Origin of the sequence: Mycobacterium arosiense ATCC BAA-1401 = DSM 45069 (assembly GCF_002086125.1) — a bacterium.
Taxonomy (GTDB): Bacteria; Actinomycetota; Actinomycetes; order Mycobacteriales; family Mycobacteriaceae; genus Mycobacterium; species Mycobacterium arosiense.
The window spans coordinates 18,772-38,241 of the sequence record NZ_MVHG01000020.1 but is presented as its reverse complement, the minus strand read 5'-3'; the positions used below and the strand labels follow the sequence as shown (position 1 = coordinate 38,241).

Annotated in this window: 19 protein-coding genes and 2 pseudogenes; 12 read left to right on the top strand and 9 right to left on the bottom strand. The window is 67.4% G+C overall.

Annotated features, from left to right (window positions below; genetic code table 11):
- Positions 1 to 3: 3 nt before the first annotated feature.
- Entirely contained in the window at positions 4 to 954 is a 951-nt protein-coding gene (locus BST14_RS11230) for a GlxA family transcriptional regulator (protein WP_083064617.1), read from the bottom strand.
- 110 nt (positions 955 to 1,064) lie between these two features.
- On the opposite strand from BST14_RS11230, the gene tpx reads away from it, so the two are divergent.
- Positions 1,065 to 1,559, top strand: a complete 495-nt coding sequence (tpx, locus tag BST14_RS11225; protein ID WP_083064585.1) for a thiol peroxidase — start codon at positions 1,065 to 1,067, stop codon at positions 1,557 to 1,559.
- A 16-nt stretch (positions 1,560 to 1,575) separates the two neighbouring features.
- On the opposite strand, the gene BST14_RS11220 is transcribed toward tpx, so the two are convergent.
- Positions 1,576 to 2,541 carry an NAD(P)H-dependent flavin oxidoreductase gene (locus tag BST14_RS11220; RefSeq protein ID WP_083064584.1) on the bottom strand — a complete coding sequence of 322 codons (966 nt, stop codon included), beginning with the start codon at positions 2,539 to 2,541 and terminating at the stop codon, positions 1,576 to 1,578.
- Positions 2,538 to 2,918, bottom strand: a complete 381-nt coding sequence (locus tag BST14_RS11215) for an NYN domain-containing protein (protein ID WP_083064583.1) — start codon at positions 2,916 to 2,918, stop codon at positions 2,538 to 2,540. Before BST14_RS11215 ends, BST14_RS11220 begins: the two co-directional genes overlap by 4 nt.
- A 76-nt stretch (positions 2,919 to 2,994) precedes the next feature.
- Between BST14_RS11215 and BST14_RS11210 the strand changes: the two genes are divergently transcribed.
- From BST14_RS11210 to BST14_RS11195, 4 genes and pseudogenes are all read left to right on the top strand, one after another.
- Positions 2,995 to 4,179 (top strand): acyl-CoA dehydrogenase family protein, encoded by a 1,185-nt coding sequence (locus tag BST14_RS11210; protein ID WP_083064582.1) that lies wholly within the window; start codon positions 2,995 to 2,997, stop codon positions 4,177 to 4,179.
- Between the two features lie 100 nt (positions 4,180 to 4,279).
- Positions 4,280 to 5,182: an NAD-dependent epimerase/dehydratase family protein gene (locus tag BST14_RS11205; RefSeq protein ID WP_083064581.1), complete on the top strand. Its 903-nt coding sequence runs from the start codon at positions 4,280 to 4,282 to the stop codon at positions 5,180 to 5,182.
- A gap of 18 nt (positions 5,183 to 5,200) precedes the next feature.
- Positions 5,201 to 5,323 (top strand): annotated as a pseudogene (locus BST14_RS11200) (AraC family transcriptional regulator); the annotation flags it as partial.
- Between the two features lie 172 nt (positions 5,324 to 5,495).
- A complete protein-coding gene (locus BST14_RS11195) occupies positions 5,496 to 6,950 on the top strand; it encodes an aldehyde dehydrogenase family protein (protein ID WP_083064616.1) in 1,455 nt (484 codons plus the stop codon).
- 71 nt (positions 6,951 to 7,021) lie between these two features.
- Here BST14_RS11195 and BST14_RS11190 read toward each other — a convergent pair.
- Positions 7,022 to 7,275: pseudogene (locus BST14_RS11190) on the bottom strand (hypothetical protein).
- Positions 7,276 to 7,432: 157 nt separating this feature from the next.
- Here BST14_RS11190 and BST14_RS11185 point away from each other — a divergent pair.
- The gene (locus BST14_RS11185; RefSeq protein WP_083064580.1) at positions 7,433 to 8,119 is read left to right on the top strand and encodes a hypothetical protein; all 687 of its coding nucleotides are present in this window, start codon (positions 7,433 to 7,435) and stop codon (positions 8,117 to 8,119) included.
- A gap of 30 nt (positions 8,120 to 8,149) precedes the next feature.
- Positions 8,150 to 9,028 (top strand): class I SAM-dependent methyltransferase, encoded by an 879-nt coding sequence (locus BST14_RS11180; protein ID WP_083064579.1) that lies wholly within the window; start codon positions 8,150 to 8,152, stop codon positions 9,026 to 9,028.
- On the opposite strand, the gene BST14_RS11175 is transcribed toward BST14_RS11180, so the two are convergent.
- The gene (locus BST14_RS11175; RefSeq protein WP_083064578.1) at positions 9,003 to 9,851 is read right to left on the bottom strand and encodes a glycoside hydrolase family 16 protein; all 849 of its coding nucleotides are present in this window, start codon (positions 9,849 to 9,851) and stop codon (positions 9,003 to 9,005) included. The two genes, BST14_RS11180 and BST14_RS11175, sit on opposite strands and share 26 nt — an antisense overlap.
- Positions 9,852 to 9,943: 92 nt before the next feature.
- Between BST14_RS11175 and BST14_RS32630 the strand changes: the two genes are divergently transcribed.
- The 5 genes from BST14_RS32630 to BST14_RS11150 all read left to right on the top strand — a co-directional run bounded on the left by BST14_RS32630 (position 9,944) and on the right by BST14_RS11150 (position 16,595).
- A complete protein-coding gene (locus BST14_RS32630) occupies positions 9,944 to 10,312 on the top strand; it encodes a hypothetical protein (RefSeq protein ID WP_083064577.1) in 369 nt (122 codons plus the stop codon).
- Positions 10,313 to 10,671: 359 nt separating this feature from the next.
- Positions 10,672 to 12,984 (top strand): acyl-CoA dehydrogenase family protein, encoded by a 2,313-nt coding sequence (locus BST14_RS11165; protein WP_083064576.1) that lies wholly within the window; start codon positions 10,672 to 10,674, stop codon positions 12,982 to 12,984.
- Between the two features lie 17 nt (positions 12,985 to 13,001).
- Positions 13,002 to 14,375 carry a 4-hydroxyphenylacetate 3-hydroxylase N-terminal domain-containing protein gene (locus BST14_RS11160; protein ID WP_083064575.1) on the top strand — a complete coding sequence of 458 codons (1,374 nt, stop codon included), beginning with the start codon at positions 13,002 to 13,004 and terminating at the stop codon, positions 14,373 to 14,375.
- 82 nt (positions 14,376 to 14,457) lie between these two features.
- Positions 14,458 to 15,657, top strand: a complete 1,200-nt coding sequence (locus BST14_RS11155) for an LLM class flavin-dependent oxidoreductase (RefSeq protein WP_083064574.1) — start codon at positions 14,458 to 14,460, stop codon at positions 15,655 to 15,657.
- Positions 15,654 to 16,595: an LLM class flavin-dependent oxidoreductase gene (locus BST14_RS11150; RefSeq protein ID WP_083064573.1), complete on the top strand. Its 942-nt coding sequence runs from the start codon at positions 15,654 to 15,656 to the stop codon at positions 16,593 to 16,595. Before BST14_RS11155 ends, BST14_RS11150 begins: the two co-directional genes overlap by 4 nt.
- On the opposite strand, the gene BST14_RS11145 is transcribed toward BST14_RS11150, so the two are convergent.
- From BST14_RS11145 to BST14_RS11130, 4 genes are all read right to left on the bottom strand, one after another.
- Positions 16,542 to 17,312: an SDR family NAD(P)-dependent oxidoreductase gene (locus tag BST14_RS11145; RefSeq protein ID WP_083064572.1), complete on the bottom strand. Its 771-nt coding sequence runs from the start codon at positions 17,310 to 17,312 to the stop codon at positions 16,542 to 16,544. The two genes, BST14_RS11150 and BST14_RS11145, sit on opposite strands and share 54 nt — an antisense overlap.
- Positions 17,309 to 18,013, bottom strand: coding sequence for a GntR family transcriptional regulator (locus BST14_RS11140; RefSeq protein ID WP_158085864.1), 705 nt, complete (start codon positions 18,011 to 18,013; stop codon positions 17,309 to 17,311). The genes BST14_RS11145 and BST14_RS11140 overlap by 4 nt, the downstream gene beginning before the upstream one ends.
- The gene (locus tag BST14_RS11135) at positions 18,006 to 18,647 is read right to left on the bottom strand and encodes a carboxymuconolactone decarboxylase family protein (protein WP_083064570.1); all 642 of its coding nucleotides are present in this window, start codon (positions 18,645 to 18,647) and stop codon (positions 18,006 to 18,008) included. The genes BST14_RS11140 and BST14_RS11135 overlap by 8 nt, the downstream gene beginning before the upstream one ends.
- A 125-nt stretch (positions 18,648 to 18,772) precedes the next feature.
- The gene (locus tag BST14_RS11130) at positions 18,773 to 19,450 is read right to left on the bottom strand and encodes a TetR/AcrR family transcriptional regulator (protein ID WP_245845369.1); all 678 of its coding nucleotides are present in this window, start codon (positions 19,448 to 19,450) and stop codon (positions 18,773 to 18,775) included.
- Between the last annotated feature and the right edge of the window lie 20 nt (positions 19,451 to 19,470).

Below are 19,470 nucleotides of genomic sequence, written 5' to 3'. Positions count from 1 at the left end.
GTGTCAGGCGAAAGCCTTGCGGTATTGATCGGGCGAAATACCTACGCGGCGAAGGAAATTGCGCCGCATGGTTTCCGCGGTGCCGAATCCGCATCGGGCGGCGATGGCGACGACGGTGTCGTCGGTCTCCGCCAGCTGCCGGCGCGCGGCTTCGGTGCGGATGCGTTCGACGTATTGGCCGGGCGCCTCACCGATTTCGGCGGTGAACACCCGGGTGAAGTGGCGCGGGCTCATCGCGGCGCGGCGGGCCAGATCATCGATGCTGTGCGGACGGCCCGGTTCGGCCTCGATTGCCTCTTGCACCTCGCGGATCGAATCGCGTCTGGCCCTCGGCATCCACACCGGCGCCGCGAATTGGGTCTGGCCGCCCGGACGGCGCAGATACAGCACGAGCCAGCGGGCGACCGTCTGCGCGATCTCGGTGCCGTGGTCGTCCTCGATCAGCGCCAGCGCGAGATCGATGCCCGCGGCGACGCCCGCTGCGGTCCACACGGTCTCCGAACTCCGCACGAAAATCGGGTCGGCGTTGACCTCGATGGCGGGGAATTCGGCCGCTAACCGCTCGGCGAAGGCCCAGTGGGTGGTTACCCGTTGCCCGTCCAGCAGCCCCGCCTGGGCCGCGAGAAACGCGCCGGTGCACACCGTCACCATGCGGCGGGCCCGACCGGAGACCGCCTTGATCCAGGCGACCAGTTCGGCATCGGACCGTGCCGCGTTCACGCCGGCGCCACCGGGCAGCACGACCGTGTCGATCGGGTCGGCCGGGTCCGGTAGCGGCGTCGTCATGAAGGCGAGCCCGGTCGCCGTCGCTATCGGCTGGCCGCCGACCGAGGCAAAAGCGACGTCATACCCGCCGCCGGTCAACATCGATGCGCCCGTGAACACGTCGTACGGGCCCACCACGTCGAGCGCCTGCACGCCGGGAAAGCCGGCGATGACCACCTTGCGAGGCATGGATTCAGTGTTGGACACGCGGGCACACGTCGTCTACGCCAGGCACCCCACTGATTAGGACATGGGACCTGCCCCATGGCGGCCGCGGCGGCCTTGGCAGACTGTTGCCCATGGCACAGATAACGTTGCGTGGAAACCCGATCAACACTGTCGGCGAGCTGCCTGCCGTCGGCTCCAAAGCCCCGGCGTTCAGCCTGGTCGGCGGCGATCTGGCCGCGGTCAGCAGCGAGCAATTTGGCGGTAAGCCCTTGGTGCTCAACATCTTTCCGTCTATCGACACGCCGGTGTGCGCGGCCAGCGTGCGGACTTTCAACGAGCGCGCCGCCGGCGGCGGGGCGACCGTGGTAAACGTCTCGAAGGACCTGCCGTTCGCGCAGGCGCGGTTCTGTGGCGCCGAGGGCATCGAGAACGTCAAGACGGTGTCGGCGTTCCGGGGCAGCTTCGGTGAGGACTACGGCGTCACGATCACCGATGGCCCGATGGCCGGATTGCTCGCCCGCGCCATCGTGGTGGTCGGCGCCGACGGCAACGTCGCCTACACCGAGTTGGTGCCCGAGATCGCGCAAGAGCCCAACTACGACGCGGCCCTGGCGGCCGCGGGCTGATCTGCGCCGCTGCGAGTCAGGCCTGTTCGAGTTCGGCCCGGCCCACCCGCTCCGCCGTGGCCGCCAGCACCTCGCGGCAGCCTCGCCACATCTGCTTGATGATGTCGGCGGCCGCCGGCAGATCTTGGATGCGCCCGGCCACCTGGCCGGTGTTGGCGACGCTGGCGTCTAGGTCGCCGTCGAAGTAGAGCCGCTGCACGCGTTGGAGGGCCGCGGCGCCCGCTTCGGCGGACGTCGCGGCGTCGAGTCGCTCGGCGGCGGGCGTACGGATGACGCGCATCGTCCGATTGCCGGCGAGGGGTAGCAGCACCGTGCCGGTCTCGTCGGCGTCGACGACCGCTTGCTTGAGGTTGACGTGCACCGGGGAGTCCGCGGAGGCGAGCAGCCGGGTGCCCATCTGGACCGCGTCGGCGCCGAGGACAAAGGCGGCCGCCATGGATTGCGCGTCGCAGATCCCGCCCGCGGCGACGATCGGGACGTCGACGTGGGCGGCCACCAGCGGCAGCAGCACCATGGTCGATGCGCCGAACCGGTTCTTGAATCCGCCTCCTTCGACGCCTTCGACCACCAGCCCGTCCACTCCGGCATCGACGGCCTTCTTGGCCGCGGCGAGGGTGCCCACCACGTGGAACACCGTGATGCCCGCATCGTGCAGACGTTCGGTGAAAATCGATGGGCTGCCGGCGGAGGTGGTCACGAATCGAATGTTGTTGGCGACAAGCAAGTCCAGCATCGCTGGGTCACGGTTGAACAGCAACGCGATGTTTGCGCCGATGGCGCCGGCGGTCAGTTGCCGCACCCGCCGCAGGTCGGCTCGTCCCTGATCCGAGGTGGTCTCGATAATTCCCAGCGCACCGGCGTTCGACACCGCCGCGGCCAGCTGGGCGCCCGCGATATAGGTCATCGGCGCCTGGATGATCGGGATCTCGATGTGCGCAAGCGCGCAGACCCGATTGGTCGCAGGACTCTTGCCGGTGATCATCGGTCCCGCGGATCGATCAGGTCGCGAAAGCCTTCCGACCGGTGGACGGATGCGCCCAGACTTCGCACCCGCTCGGTCAGCGCACGGTCGGATGTCACCACGCGAATGGCATGCGGCGCAGCGTCGGCCGTGACCAGTCGGACGATCTCGTCGTCGGCGGAATTCGCCGCGGCCATGGGCGCGTGCGCTATCTCGACCACCGGAGACGTGATGGCACTCGACGGCGGTCGCTCAAAAACGACCGTCACCGTTTCTCCGTGGCTCGCCGCCCATCGATTCAGCCTTTCCACCAAGGTGACCATCGCACCGTTGCGGTCCTTCCACCAGCCATCGGGACGGCTTCCGATCACGTTCATGCCGTCGACAATCCAGCGCACAACCCACACCGTAAACGACTCGTCACGACGGATGAATTCGTTCGCAAAGCCAGGACTGGTTGATACGGTCACCCTCATGACCTCGTTCGCCGACACAGCAGGCCGGGTTGTCGCGCTGGCCCGCGGCATGCGGGACCTGGTGCGGGCCGAAGCCGCCGAATCGGAGCGGCTGCGCACCCTCACCCCGGCGATCGTGGATGCGATGTGGGCCAGCGGGCTGATGTCGGCGTTCAATCCGGTGGTGGCCGGTGGCGTGGAGCCGTCCTTCACCGAGATGATCGAGACCTGGATCGAAATGGCTTGGCAGGATGGGTCGTTCGGCTGGGTGGGGATCGCCAATCTGCCGTCGTCCTTCGCCGCGGCGGCCTACCTGCCGGACGAGGGCTTCGCCGAGGTGTTCACCGCCCACGACAACCGGGTCACCATGGGCGGCCAGTTCTTTCCCAATGGGCAAGGCGCCGCCGTCGACGGCGGCTACCTGCTTAACGGAGCGTGGAACTTCGGTTCGGGCATCGGGCACTCCGAATACATTGCGGCCGGGTTCCTGCCGATGGACAACGGCGAGATGCGCTGGATCAGTGAGGGTTTCCCCGAGATGCGGGTCGCCATCATTCCGCGCGACGAGATCAGCTGCAACGACGGCTGGTTTGTGCAAGGGCTGAAGGGAACGGGCTCCTACGACTACAGCGCCTCGGCGGTGTTCGTACCGGAGGGCCGGACGTTCGAACTGTTCGTGCGGCAGCCCAACCGCGGAACGTCGCCGGCCACCCGGATGGGGCTGATGGCGGTGACCGCGGCCGGGCACGCGTCGTGGGCGCTGGGCGTGGCCAAGAGCATGCTCGACGACGTCCAGGACCTGGCCGCGACGAAGTTCCGGATGAGTGACATGGCGTCGCTGGCCAGCCGCCCCACCTTCCAGAAGGGCCTGGCGCATCACCGCGCCGCCTGGCGAGCGGCCCGGCTGTTGGTGCTCGACGCGTTCACCACCGCTGAGGCTGCCGTGGCGGCGGGGGAGGACCTGACCCCCGCGCTGCGCGCCGACATGCGGGTGGCCGCCGTGTATGCCACCGACACCGCGCGCGGCTGCGCCGAATGGGCGCATCTGGTGGCCGGGACCAGCTCGATCCGCGAGGGCAGCCGCTTGGAGCGCGCCTTCCGCGACATCTACACCGGAACGCAGCACGCATTCATCAGCGAGAAGGTCGCCATCGACGTGGCGCAGATCTGGCTGGGCCTCATCGAAGACCAGCCCGGGCTGTAGGCCGAGGGCGCGGGTACCGTCAACCGGTCAAGGAGCACCGCGCGCCATCGATGGCGCGTTGAATCTAGTACTGCGACCGACCATCGCTACCATTGCGCGCATGCGCGGCGCAAAAATCTTGATCACCGGCCCGACCGGTCAAATCGCCACCCCCATCGCCCGGGCGCTTGCCGGCGACAACGAGGTCTGGGGGATCGCCCGGTTCACCGACCCCGCCGCGCGCGAAAGCCTCGAGAAGGCCGGGATCCGTTGCGAGAAAGTGAATTTGGCCGCCGACGACTTTACCGGCCTGCCAACCGATTTCGACTATGTGCTCAACCTGGCGGTGGCCAAGAGCGGAAGCTGGGACAAAGACCTTGCGGCCAACGCCGAGTCGGTCGGCCTGCTGATGGCCCACTGTCGCAACGCAAAGGCCTTCCTGCATTGCTCGTCGGCGGCCGTGTACGACCCACCGGACGACGAGCCGCGCAGCGAGCGGTCCGCCCTGGGCGACAACCACAAGCCACTGTTTCCCACCTATTCCATCTCCAAAATCGCCGGCGAGGTGGTGGCCCGGTCGGCGGCTCGCGTCCTCGGCCTGCCCACCACGATCGCGCGGCTCAACGTTCCCTACGGCGACAACGGCGGCTGGCCACTCTACCACATGGAGATGATGTTGGGCGGCATCCCGATTCCCGTCCCGCCGGGTGAACCCGCGCGCTACAACCCGATTCACGAGGACGACATCATCGCCACCATCCCCAAACTGCTCGAGGTCGCGTCGGTCCCGGCGACCACGGTCAACTGGTGCGGAGACCAGACCGTCAGCTTGCAGGAGTGGTGCGACTATCTCGGATCGCTCGTCGGCGCCAAGCCGGTCTTCGAGCCGAGCGCACAAGCGCTGCGCGGCAATCCGACCACCATCGACCGGATGCACGAGCTCATCGGCGGCACCTCGGTCGACTGGCGCGACGGAATCCATCGCATGGCCGCCAAGTTCCACCCGGAGCTGGTCGGCGTCTAGGGGCGGCACCGCGACGTGATCCCCGCATCCCCGGCTCCGGCGCAACGCCTGCGCACCCTGGCCCTGTTGCGCCGCGTTCGCGACCGCATCGACAGGGACTACACCCAGCCGTTGAACGTTGAAACGCTCGCCCGCGGGGCCGCGACTGCGCCGTCCGCGATCCCGCCGGGAACCTGATCCGGATCCAGGAATCGCGCTGACCCCCTCCGCGTGCGGATGCTTGACCGGCCGTGTGCACAATGCTAAGCAAGTGCTCAGCACTAAGCGCGCCCGGGCGCTGGGGCGCCACGACTGGCAATACGAAAGGGATCAGATGACGCTGCAGGCGGTATTGGACGACATTCGCAAGCGCCCGGGAACGGGGGACGTCATTGCGGTCATCGATCCCGCGACCGAGGAGACGATCACCGAGTTCACCGACTGCGGGCAAGAAGCGGTCGATGACGCCGTAGCGAGAGCGAAGGCGACCTTCGAGTCGGGGGTGTGGTCCGAGCTTCCGGGCCGCGAGCGGGCCAAGATCTTGTGGCGGATCGGCGAGCTGATCGACCAACACGCAGAGGAGTTCGCCCAACTGGACTCGCTCAACACCGGCATGCCGTTGCTGCAGGCCCAGTTGCAGATGTCGACCTGTTCGGAGTTCTTTCGCTACTACGCCGGTTGGTGTTCGAAGATCAACGGCGTCGCCTACGACGTGAAAACCGACGGCATCGCGACCGACAACTACGTCAACATGCACGCCTACACGCTGAAAGAGCCGTACAGCGTTGTGGGGCTGATCTTCCCGTGGAACGGACCCATCTTCAACGCCAGCGCGAAGCTGGCACCGGCCCTGGCCGCGGGCGGCAGCTTACTCGTCAAGCCAGCCGAGGAGACACCGCTGTCGGCGCTGTTGCTGGACCGGCTCATCCATGAGGCCGGCGTGCCCGAGGGGGTGGTCAACCTGCTGACCGGATACGGCCACACCGCCGGCGCCGCGATCACCGCGCACCCCGATGTCCAGAAGGTGGCCTTCACCGGCTCGACCGAGGTCGGCAAGGAGATCGTGCGGGCTTCGGCCGACAACCTGAAGAAGGTCACGCTCGAACTCGGCGGGAAATCGCCGGTGCTGATCTTCGACGACGCGAACCTGGACAATGCCATCATGATGGCCTCGCTGGGCATCTTCGTGCATTCCGGCCAGGGCTGCGTATGCGGGTCGCGCATCTTCGCCCAGCGCGGTGTCTACGACCGGGTCGTGGAAGGCATTGCGATGATGGCGAATTCGTTCAAGCTGGGTGCCCCCAGCGAGGAGGGCTGCGTCAGCGGGCCGCTGATCAGCCAGAAGCAGCTGAACCGGGTCATGGGCTTCATCGACGAAGGCAAGAGGGACGGCGTCGAAGTTGTCACCGGCGGCCACCGGCTGGACCGCAAGGGCTACTTCGTGCACCCGACGGTGCTCACCAACGTCGGCACCGGCATGCGGCTCTACCAGCAGGAGATCTTCGGCCCGGTGGTCACCATCCTGCCGTTCGACGACGAAGACGAGGCCGTGGCGTTGGCCAACGACACCAGCTACGGCCTGGCGGCCACCGCCTACACCGAAAACCTCGGCCGCGCCCACCGGATCATGCGCCGACTGCAGGCCGGCAGCGTGCAGGTCAACTGTCAGCTGGTGTTCGACCATGACGTGCCGTTCGGCGGCTACAAGCAGTCCGGCTGGGGTCACGAGTTCGGTAAAGAGGGCCTCGAGATCTACCTGAAGACGAAGTCGGTCTGGGCTCAGCTCTAACCCGTTGCGGCGCAACGGAAGTCCCGGACCCTCACCAGATCCGGAACTTTTCGCCGCGGCGCTCTGACGAGTCAAGATCTTTTGTTGTAGCGGGTGAGGAATCCGACCGAGGCCACCGCGGCGGCCGTGCCGATCACACCCCACAGCACCACCTGAAAAGCCATCGCGCCGAAAAACCAGCCGAAAGTTATTCCGAGGTAGAGCATCCAGATCAGTCGGTGCACCTCCAGAGCGCAAGCAGGCCGGTGCTGATCCCGATGTACAGGCTGCGCTGCCGATCGACGCGGTTGATCTGCTCTTGGATGCTGGTCGGCACGATGTTCATTTGCCGTCTCCCTTTCTGGGGCGCCGCCTGTTTGGCGGCGTCATGGGAGCAAGTACAGCCCCGCGCGCCGGCTACCGATCCCAAGCCGCCCAAACCGGCCCACCGAATGCGACCCGCGCCCTACTCTGGCGAAGGGGGCTGACGAAAGGTTGGCTCGATGAACGTGATGCGCTGCACGGCCCGGGTGGTCACCGCTGGCGCGGTGGGCCTGTCGATCGCCTCGGTATTGGCGGTCGGGCCCGCCGCCGCCGATCCGCCGCCCACCCAGTCGATCACGGTGATGGCCGTCGGGCCCAGCGGCGAACCGATCAACGGCTATCACGTGGCGTCCGGGCCGGGCAACGTCGGGCAGGCGAGCGACTGCTCGCAACCGTCGCCGTCGGCGGTGGCCGACAACGTCTACTACTGTTCGCCGAGCGCGGCCGGAGCCGGCACGTGCTGGCCGGCGACGCCGGGATCGCTTCTGTGCGTGGACAATCCGTGGGAAGTGCAGTTGCACCGGGTGACGTTCGATGGCCACCTTCCACCCGTGCGGGCGACCGCCAACCCGGACCCGTTCGCGCTCACCCTCGATGACGGCACCCGCTGCCTGCTGCGCAACGGCGGCGCGTGGGGTGGGCGCGCCGACGGATACGTCGGCGTCTACGGATGCGGCGGCGGCGGAGGCAGCGACCCTGCCGTGTTGTGGCTGCCCAGCCGGGGCGCGGGAACCTGTATCGACCGCTCATCGCCGGCGTGGACCGTCGAGGTCGGTCGCCTCGGCGCGCCGGACGCCGTCCTTCCACCACCCGCCACCCGGACCGTGACCGCCGCGTGGTTCGCGGGAGGCAGGGCCGGCCAATAGGGCGGCGCCGGTGCTGCTATAACGCAACGTATGCCTGGTCCTGGACACACGATCACCCATGTTTCCGATACCGCCCGGTGGACGGCGCTGCACCGGGCAACCGAATCGGCCCGCCCCGACGCGCTGTTCAGCGACCCGCTCGCCGCGCGCCTCGCGGGCGAGCAAGGCCGCGCGATCGTCGCGGGAGTTCCATGGACGGACCGCAGCGGTTGGTGGCTGGTCGCACGGACCAAGCTCATCGACGACGCCATCGCCGATGCCGTCGCCCACGGCTGTGACCGCGTCCTGAACCTGGCCGCCGGGCTGGACACCCGGCCCTATCGCTTGGACCTCCCACCCGACCTAACCTGGGTCGAGGCCGACCTACCCAAGTTGCTCGCCGAAAAGACGCAAACGCTCGCCGATCAAACCCCGAGCTGCCGGCTCAACCGCATAGCGGTCGACCTCGCCGACCCGCAGGCCCGAGACGCCTTCTTCGACGAAGCGCTGGCCGGCGCGACCAAGGCCTTCGTGCTCACCGAGGGGCTGTCGATGTACCTGGAGGCCTCCGACGTCGCGGCCCTTTCGGGTGCGATCAAGCGACCCGAGGTCACCTGGTGGATGATCGATTTCGCCTTTCCCGGCCTCAAAGTGCGGATCAACAAGAACGTCGCCGGCATCTCGGAAAACGCGCCCTTCAAGTTCGCGCCTGAAAACGGGTTGGCCTTCTTCGAAGACCTCGGCTGGCAAACGGTCGAAGCGGAAGCGGTGCTGATGGCCGCCAGACGATTCCGCCGACTACCGATATGGATGCGCCCGCTCGCCTGGCGGCGAGCGGACCTGCGCAGTCCGGGTGGCAAACCCTCGTCTGCCGTCGCCCTGCTGACGCACCCGGGCGTGCCGCCTACCAGACCCGAATCCAGTCGATGAGCATGTCGGCGGGGTAGGTGCCGGGCCCCGGGTCTTCGCCACCCGATCCGGCCACCGCCAGGTTGAACACCGGATACACCGTGTAGCCCGCCCCGTTGAACGGCCAGTCCGGCAGCGAGCTCGCCGGCACGTCGAAGTAGGGCGCAGCGCCGTCGGTGTAGTCCTTCCAGAACCGGATGCCCGCCTCGTCCCACTGTGTGCGCCAGGTATGCCAGGCGCTGTCCACCGCGATGTTGTGGGTCTTCCATTCGCCGCCGTTGGCCTTCGCGTGCACGGTCGTGGCCGACGGCCATTTGCCGTTGCCGTACCACTCCATGACGTCGATCTCGCCCTGGTCGTCATTGCCGAGCCAGTACGCCGGCCAGGCACCCGGGGTCAGGCAGTTCAGCTTGATCCGGGCCTCCCAGGTGTGGCCGACGCCGCCGCGCCACAGGCTCTGGACCTTGCCGCTGTAGTAGGTGGGGCCGTCCTTGGTGGCGCGCAGCACCAGGTTGGACTTGCCGTCCACGAACACATTGCGGCGATCGTCGCGGTACTGCCCGATGTGCTCGGGCAGCTCCCAGAAGGTCGGGTCCTTGATCGTCTCGCGGGCTTTGGCCACCGCCCATTTCGACCCGTCGGGGGCCGATCCCGCCGGACCGTCGAATTCGTCCGAGAAGATGTAACTCCCGGATTGACCGCTCGGCGCCGCGGGCGGCGGTATCCGGCGGGCAGGCTCGTCCTGTCGGGCCGGGTGGGCCCAGGCATTCGAGGCGGGCAGCGTGGCTGCCAGCACCCCGATCCCGGTTGTCAAAATCATGCGGCGGCGATCAATCTCCGGCATAAGCAAGGGACCCTAGCAGCCGACCCGGCACGACGTTGAAACGGAATTCTGTCGGTGCCCATCGCTATCGTTTTGATCGCGGTCACATCAGCGTGGCCGACAGCACGGCGGTGGCAACGGATTACGCTCGCGAACTCACGGCCAATTTTTACCTTTACAGGTGGTTTGGTCTCAGGATTCGGCGGGCATTCTGGAATCACGATCCGATAACCGCGCTGTTGTTGCTTTTGCGGGTGGTGCTGAGAGGAGTGACGATCGTGGCGAATACATCAGAAGGCACGGTTATTTTCCTTCAGTCCCATCCGGCATGGGCCGCCGCGCAGCGTCGCGAACGCGAACGTAAGGAAGCGATGCGTCGTCATCCCTCATTTCGCGCCCGCCAGCGCGCCGCAGCGGGTAACCGGGTCGTTCCGCTGGTCCGCAACTTTAAGCTCTACTCGAGCGGCAGCACGCCGGCCTGATTTCGCCGCAAATTGTGGTGACCGCAGTTTCTGAGCTCCCCGAAAAGCTGGCCTGCAGTCGTTGAATTGTGTAAGCCGCTTCGGCGACAAACTCTGAAGTTCTAGTAGAGAGACATCCGGCTATTGCCGGTCGTCTGCGCGCATTCGCCGCCGACGTTTCTTGTGGATGTGAAGTCGCCCTCGCGCGTGGCCGGGCAGCCAAGAGCCCCGATTTTCCCGGTCAACCGCCGTCCGCGAGATCGGCCGTTTCCGTGAGCCACCGGTCTTCAGCCGGGATTGCATACAACCAATAGCAGGCGTGCAGTACCGGCTGGCCTTCGATTATTGACACCCGTCAAATCGCCTCTACTGTATACAAAATGGCCGTCTCGCTGGACACGCTGTCGTCCGCCTCCGAACTCGACGACCTGCGCGACATGGTGCGCAAACTCGTCACCAGGCGCCTTCCCCTGCACGAGACGCGGCACGCCGATCCCGCAGCCGCACGGCGCGGGGGGTGGGCCGAGCTGGCCGAATTGGGACTGCTCGGTATCGCGGTCCCGGAGCGGTACGGCGGCAGCGGCGCCGGGCTGTACGAACAAGCCGTCGTCTGCGAGGAACTCGCGCGGGAACTGGGCGCAGTGCCGTATCTGCCCACCGCCTGCCTGGCCGCCGAAGCGGTGCTGGCCTCCGGCGATGACGCCGCGTGCGCGGACCTGCTACCCGGGCTGGTCGCCGGCGAGCTGACCGCCACGCTGGCCGACGGCACCGGGCGCGCCGAGCGCCAGGGGCCGAACTGGGTGATATCGGGCGAATTCCCCCACGTGCCCGACGGCGCCGACGCTCACATCGTCCTGGTCGCTGTTCAGACCGACGGAGGCAACACGCTGTACGCCGTCGCCGACTCCGACGGTGTGGACCGCGAGCGGTTGTCCACCCTCGACACCAGCCGGGGCCTTGCCAATCTCCGGCTGACCGGCGCGCCGGGCCGGCAGGTCGGTGCCGAGGGGGCGGCCGAGGCGATCCTGGCCCCGGTGCGGCTGCGCGCGACGGCGCTGTTGGCCGCCGAGCAGGCCGTGCTCGCCGAACATTGCGTCACACTCACCAAGCAGTACCTGTTGGATCGCCGGCAGTTCGGCCGGCAAATCGGGGCATTCCAAGCCCTCAAGCACCGCCTCGCGGATGCGGCGGTGCGGGCCGAATTGTGTGCCGGCAGCGCCTGGTATGCCATCCGGCAGCTGGCCGGCGACGCGGCCGACGCGGAGTTCGCCGTGACGGTGGCCGCGGCCGCGTGCGGGGAAGCCGCCCTGCAGAACGCCGCAGAGATGATCCAGCTGCACGGCGGAATCGGCTACACCTGGGAGCACGTCGCGCACCTGTACCTGCGCCGCGCCAAGGCCAACCAGTACCTGTTCGGCACGCCGTCGGCGCACCGCGACCGGCTCGGCACGGCCGTCGCCGAAAACCGTTCGACCGCAACGGAAACCGTATCCGGTCAAGCCCGGGGGAAATCGCCGGCCCTCGACGAGCTGCGCCGATGGCTGGCCGACAACCTGACCGACGAGATCCTGCGCGATCACGCCCCGCCATTGCCGGGCGAGAAATATTCGCCGGTGCGACGAGACTGGTATCGCCGCCTCGGCGAGGCCGGCTGGGCCACGCCGACCTGGCCGACCGAATATGGCGGCCGCGGTCTGGGTCGCGACGAGGGCGGGGCCGCGGTGGAGGAGTTGCGCCGGCACGGGATCGACCGGCCCGAGGAGGACTTCGTCGGGGTATGGCTGGCCGGTCCCACCATCCTGCAGTGGGGCACCGACGAGCAGCGCGACAGCTACCTGCGACCGCTTGCGCGCGGGGAGCACCGCTGGTGTCAGCTGTTCAGTGAGCCCGGCGCCGGATCGGATCTGGCGTCGCTGTCGACCTCGGCGGTGCGGCTCGACGGTGACCGCTGGCTGGTCAATGGGCAGAAGATCTGGAGTTCGTTCGCAAACACCGCCGACTTCGGGCTACTGATGGCCCGCACCGATCCGACGCTGCCCAAACACGCCGGCATCACCTATTTCCTGCTCGACATGCGCACCCCGGGTGTGGAGGTACGCCCGCTGCGCCAGATGACGGGCGAGGCCGAATTCAACGAAGTCTTTTTGACCGACGTGGTGGTGCCGGACTGCGCCCGCCTGGGACCGCTGAACGCCGGCTGGAAGGTCGGCATCAGCACCCTGATGCAGGAACGTAACAGCCTGACCGGGCCCCCCGTCGTCGGCCCGGGGGTGGCCGACCGGCTCATCGCGGAGGCGGTGGACAGCGGCGCGTGGCAACGCGCCGACGTGCGAGACCGCTTGCAGCACATGCTCGTCGACGAACGCGCACTGCAAAGCGCCGGGTTGCGGGGCAGCGTCGCCGCGGACCGCAACCCCGGCGCGATCGACTCCATCCGCAAGCTCGTCAGTGCGGACCTGCACGAGCGCGCGGGCCGCATCCGTATCGATCTGCTGCCCGAACTCACCATGGGCTGGCCGGTCGACGCCGAAATGCCAGCGGGCACAAGGTCATTCCTCGAGATGAAGAAGTACTGCATCGCCGGGGGAACCTCGGAGATCCAGCGCAACATCATCGCCGAACGCGTGCTCGGGCTGCCCCGCGAGACCGACCCCGACCGTGACACCCCCTTCAATCAGCGCACCAATCGATAGAGGAGAGCGCACCGACCATGATGACCGGCGATCAATACAAGAACTCACTCCGCGACGGACGGCGGATCTACCAGGACGGCAAGCTGGTCGCCGACATGGACACCGATCCGCTGCTGGCGCCGGCGCTCGACGCGGTGGCCGCCGGATACGACCAGTACTACCGGCCGGACTCGGACGCGGTGAACCCGTTGGTGGAGGCGCCGCGCAGCGTCGAGGAACTGCGTGACCGGGTGCCCATCCTCACCAGCATGGACTTGCTGCTCAACGTCACCTACCAGTCCCTGATGACGCTCGTGGTGGCGGCGGCGCAGCTGGCCGAGGCCCACCCCGAGTTCGTCGTGCGAATCAATGCCTATGTGGCACAAGCCCGCCGGGACGACATCCGAATCGCCGAATGCATCACCGACTCCAAGGGCGATCGATCCAAAGCGCCATCCGCGCAGGACGACGCCGACCAGTACGTGCGCGTGGTGGAGCGCCGCGACGACGGCGTGGTGATTCGCGGCGCGAAACTCCACATCAGCGCGGCACCGTTCGCCCATCAGCTGATGGTGATGCCGACCAAGTCGATGAAGCCGGGGGAGGAGGACTATGCGATCGCCTGCGCGGTACCGGTCAACGCCCCGGGGGTGCACGTCATCAGCCGCACCGTACAGGCCCGCGGCGGGGACGAGCGCGACTATCCGGTGAGCGCGCGGCGCAGCATGCCGGATGGGTTCGTGATCTTCGACGACGTGTTCGTCCCGACCGAGCACGTGTTCCTCGATGGCGTTGCCGCACAGGCCGGAATCTTCGCGCACTCGCTGGGCCTGTGGGAGCGGCTCGGCGGCACCGCGGTGATGGTGGAACAGGCCGACGAGATGGTGGGCCTGGCTCAGTTGATGGCCGAGGCCAACGGGACCGCCCGGGTGTCACACATCCGGGAGAAGATCGACGAGATGATGATCCATGCCACCAACTTGCGGGCCGGCATGGAGGCCGCGATCAGCAACGCGCACACCACGCCCGAGGGTTACTACTATCCCGACGATCTGTACACCAATGCGACCAAATACCTTGGCGCGGCAAATTTCAACCTGATGGTGCGGCATCTGCACGACATCGCCGGCGGCGGGGTGATCACCACACCGTCGATGGCGGACCTGGACAACCCGGACATCGGCCCCCAGTTGCGCAAGTACCTGACCGGAGCCGCCGCCGTGCCCGGGGACGCCCGCGCCAAGCTGTTCCACGCCATCCGCGACACCACCGCCGATTCCTACGGGGGCTGGCATCTGGTGACCAATGTGCAATCCGGCGGCGGCTTGTTCGCGCAGCGGCTCGTGACGCGCAAGCACTACGACATGGAACGCGCCAAGCGCCTGGCCCGGCACGCCGCCGCGCTGGACTGAGCGCCCCAACCCGCCCGGGTACCTCATCGGCGCGGCGACGCGGCCGCTTGCATGAACGTGAACGTAGACGTAGATTCAACCTATGCGCTTTGGTGTCTTCATCGCGCCGTACCACATGGTCGGCGACAATCCGACGCTCGCTTTCGAGCGTGACCTGCAGTTAGTCGAAGCCGTCGAGGATCTCGGCTACGAGGAGGCGTGGTTCGGCGAACACCACTCCGGCGGAACGGAAATCATCGGCGCGCCGGACCTGATGATCGCGACGGCCGCGGCCCGCACCAAGCGCATCCGGCTGGGCACCGGGGTGGCCTCGTTGCCGTATCACCACCCGTTCATCTTCGCCGACCGCATGGTGCAACTCGACCACCTGACCCGCGGGCGCCTGATCGTCGGCGTCGGCCCGGGCGCGTTGCCCGGGGACGCCTACATGATGGGCATCGAGACCACCCGTCAGCGCGACATGATGCTCGAATCCCTGGACGCGGTGCTCGAACTGTGGCGCGACGAAGCACCGGTGAACCGGCAGACCGACTGGTTCACGCTGCGCGACGCCCGGCTACAGTTGCGCCCGTACAGCAAGCCCAACATCGAGGTCAGCGTGGCGGTGACGGCGTCGCCGTCCGGGCCGGTGGCCGCGGGCAAGTTCGGCATCGGCCTGCTCTCGATCGCGGCCACCCAGAAGAAGGCCTTCGAAGCGCTGGCCCGCAACTGGCGCACCGCAACCGAAACCGCCGCCGCGCACGGGACCACGGTGAGCCGTCAGGGCTGGCGGATGTGCGGGCCGATGCACATCGCCGAATCCGTGGAACAGGCCCGCAAGGATGTCGAGGTGGGTCTGGCGCAGTGGGTCGACTACTTCCAAAACGTCGGCGCGATACCGATTTTGGGCGATTTCGACCCCGGTGACGACATCGTGGCCGCCGTCAATGAGACCGGCGTGGGCGTGATCGGCACACCCGACATGGCGATCGAGCAGCTGCGCCGGCTTGAAAAGCAATCCGGCGGCTTCGGCACCTATCTGTTGATGGCACATGAATGGGCCAACCGCGAGGCCACGCTGCGCTCCTACGAGATGATCAGCCGCTACGTCATGCCGGTGTTCCAGGATTGCATCGAGCCGCTGGAGCGCAGCCGTGACTGGACGATCTTCCACCGGGAAACGTTGATGGGCAACATCACCAACGCGATCGTCGGTGCCACACAGCAGTTCCTCGAAGAGCGCGACGCGCGTCGCCGCGCCGCGAACGAAGCCCACACCGAAACCCTGCCCGCGGGCCGGTGACCGACTTCGGGGCGCTGCTGTTCCCCAATGTCTCCTGGGCCACGCTCGTGGACCGCTGCGAACGGGCCGAGGAGATGGGTTTTCGCAGCTTGTGGATCGACGATCATGGCGCCAATCCGCAAGCGCCCAGGTCGAATTGGTTCGAAGCTTTCACCACGCTGGCCGGCCTGGCCAACTGCACCCGCCGGATCCTGCTCGGGCCGCTGGTATCCAACGTCGTCCTGCGACACCCGGTGATGCTGGCCCGCCAGGCCCTCACCATCGAGAACATGTCGGGCGGGCGGCTGCAATTGGGCCTCGGCGCCGGATATGCCCCCACCGACCACGAACTCGTCGGCGGCGCACGCTGGCCGCGCGAGGAACGCGCGAAACGATTCGCCGAAGCGGTCGAGTTGATCGATGCGCTGCTGCGCGCCGAACCGGTCGACTTCTCCGGCGCTCACTACCGGGCCAGTGATTTTCGGTTGCGGCCCCCACCACTGCAGCGACCCCGGCCCCCGATTTGCGTTGCCGCGCACGCCCGTTCGAGCCTGCAACTGGCGGCCCGGTTCGGCGATATCTGGAGCTCGTTCGGCGGCTGGGGGTTGTCGTCGCGGCATCTGCTGGAGCTCACCGCACGGCGCTCGGCCACCCTGGACGAATTCTGCGCCGAATCCGGACGCGACCCCTCGACCATCCGCCGGCAGATTCTGGCCGGCAGCCCGGCCACCACACCGGACCCGATCTGGTCGTCGGTGCAGGCGTTCGACGAATGGGTGGCCGGCTGGCAGCAGGTGGGCATCGACGAGATCGTCCTGTACTTTCCGCCGGATCTGCTCTACGAGCCGGAAATGATCGACCCCGCCGTCACCGAACACCTGCGCGGCCTGCTGTTCGCTCGCCGGTCAGGTGACCAGGGCACCGCCGTCAACGGGCAGCACGGCACCGCTGACGAATGAGGCCGCCGGACTGGCGAGGAACAGCACCGCAGCGGCGACCTCGTCGGGTTCACCCAACCGCGCCGCCGGCACCCGGGTGGCGACGAAGTCGTCGTTGAACCCGTCCGGGGTGAGTTCGGTCAGCCCGGTCGACAAGAATCCCGGCGCCACGGCATTGACCCGGATGCCCTTGCGGCCGGTCCACTGGCGGGCCAGGTCGCGGGTGAGTCCCAGCAGTCCCGCCTTGCTCGACACATAGCCCGCCTGCGGCAGTGTGGTCGTGGTAAGCCCCAGGATGCTGCTGATCATCACCACGGACGAGCCGGGCCGCATCGATCGCCCGCACGCCTGGCTCATCCAGTAGGCGCCCATCAAGTTGACCTCGAGGGTGCGCCGGAACTGCTCCGGGTCTTCGCGCGTCGCCGGTGCGGCCGTGCCCACGCCGGCGTTATTGACCAACACGTCCACGCCGCCGAACCGATCGATGATCAGATCCGTTGCCGCCGCGCACGAATGGGGATCGCTCACGTCCGCCCGGAAGGCCGCCGCGTCGATGCCGTCGTCGCGCAGCTCGGCGCAGCGCGCGTCGAGCTCATCGAGGCGCCGGCTTGCCAACGCGATTCGCCCGCCCGCCGCCCCGAGCGCTCGCGCGATCGCCAGCCCCAATTCGGACGTTGCGCCGGTCACGACGGCGACGCGGCCGTCTAGGCGGAACCGTTCGCCCAGGCCGACGGTCACGAAGCGTGCGTCTCGGTCTCGCGATCCCGCTGCGAACTCAGCGACAGCAGCGAATCGCGGCCCTGCAGGATGTGCTCGGCCATCAGCGCGCCGGCGCGCAACGGTTCTCCCGCCGCGATCGCGTCGCGCACCATGCGGTGGAACAGATTCGACCGCTCACGCTCCTCGCGCGTCTGGTGCCGAAAAACCTGGTACACCAGGGGGATATCGACAGCGTGTTCCAGCAGCGCGGATAGCCGCCGATGCTGGGCGCCCACCACGATGGCCTGATGAAAGGCGCCGTTGGCCGCGGTGACGCGGCGCAGGCCGGCGTCGACCGAGCCGCCCGATACCAGCTCGATGCCGTGGTCGAACTCGGTGATCGCGGCGTCCAGTGCCGCGATGCCGTCATCACCCATCCGGGTCGCGGCGCGTTCGGCGGCCAGCGACTCCAACCGGGCACGCAGCTCATACTGGTCACGGATGTCGGTCTCGGACATGGTCGCGACGATGGCACCGCGATTGCGCTCGATGGTGACCAAGCCGTCGGCGGCCAAGGCCCGCAACGCTTCTCGTACGGGAGTGCGGGACAGGTCGAACATCTCTCCGATGCGTTGTTCGACCAGGCGAGAGCCCGGCTCGAACTCGCCCTCGGCGATGGCACGCCTGATCAGCCGGTACGCCAGCTGAGAGCGGCCGTCCATCTCGCTCACCTCAGTCACGCCCGGAGGTCGCGGCGCCGATGTCAAGCACACCGCCGCCTTCAGGGTCGACGACCTCGACGGTCGGATCGTCGACGTCATCGAATTCCAGCCGCAATGCCCGGGACATGATCGCGTGCATCACGTACATGGTTGTGGTGTAGGTGAATTCGAGGATCTCGGTGTCGCTGAAGACTTCCCGCAGCTCGGTCATCAGCCGCTCGGGCACCCGGCCGTGCTGTCCCGCAAGGCAATCCGTGTAGGCCAGCAGCAGCCGCTCGGTCCGATCAAAACAGTCCGCCGTCTGCCAGGACGGGATGGCCTCGATCTTCTCCTCGGACAAGCCCGCCGACCGACACGCCTTGCAGTGTTGGGAGAAGACGAACTGGCTTCCGACCACCCAGCCCGCCCGGATCTGGCCCAGCTCGCGGTGATCGGCGCGTATGGAGACCTCTTCGCGGTAGAGGCGAAAGCCGCGCACGGCGTGGCGCAGCGCGGCGGGAGATTGCGCCATCACCGTCCACCAGTTGCCCGGCGTGCCGCCGACCGTGCCCGGCTCGGCCACCGGGTCACGGTCGCCGAACATGAAGTCATACATCTTCAGCGTGAATTCGTCGGTGACTTCATCGCGCGGGATCGGGTTCAGACGCGGCATTGCGTCTCCTCTCGGCGGCGGCTCGGATCGGGGCGATACTGCAGATTGCATTCAATCCTAGGTTCTGTCACCGCGTCAACGCAGTTCGTAGCCGCACGAATCATGTAATTGCGTACAGTCCGCGGTCAGGGGCGCAGCCCGGACAGCACCATGGCCGCAAAGGCGTCGCCGATCTGGATCAGCGAGTTGCGCCCACCGGGGACATACCAACGGTGGATCCAGTTGTGCATGCCCAGAATTCCAAGCATGGCCAGCCGCGGATCGAGATCCGAGCGGAACGCGCCCCCGGCCACCCCCTCTTCGATGATCGCCAGCAGCGTCTTGCCGTAGGCGTCGGCGTTGGTGACGATGCCCTGCGCCTCGGGAATGGTTGCGATGTGCTGACTTTCGCCGAACAGCAGGAAAAGCTCGGGATAGGTGGCCAGGTCGCTGATGTAGGAGTCCAGCGCGCGACGCAACTTCTGCTCGGGCGGCGCATCCGATTCGAGCGCTTCGCGGCAGTGCCGGGTCATCTCGTAGGCCGGCTGTTCGATGAGCGCGACCAGCAATTCCTCTTTGGTGCCCACGTAGTAATACAGCGAGGCGCGATTGATGCCCACCTCGACGGCGACGTCCTCGAGCCGAGCGCGGGCGAACCCCTCGCGACGAAAGACTTCCGCGGCACCTTTGAGGATGGTCTGCCACCGCTCGTTCGACGCGCGGCGGTCGGCGCTGCGCCGCTCGTGGCGGCGCCGAGCGTTGTCGCTCTGCCGGCGTGCGTTTGGAATCGTCGGCCTCCTGGTGTGCGGGTGTCGCGTTGTCAAAAATACGCCATCCGGGGACC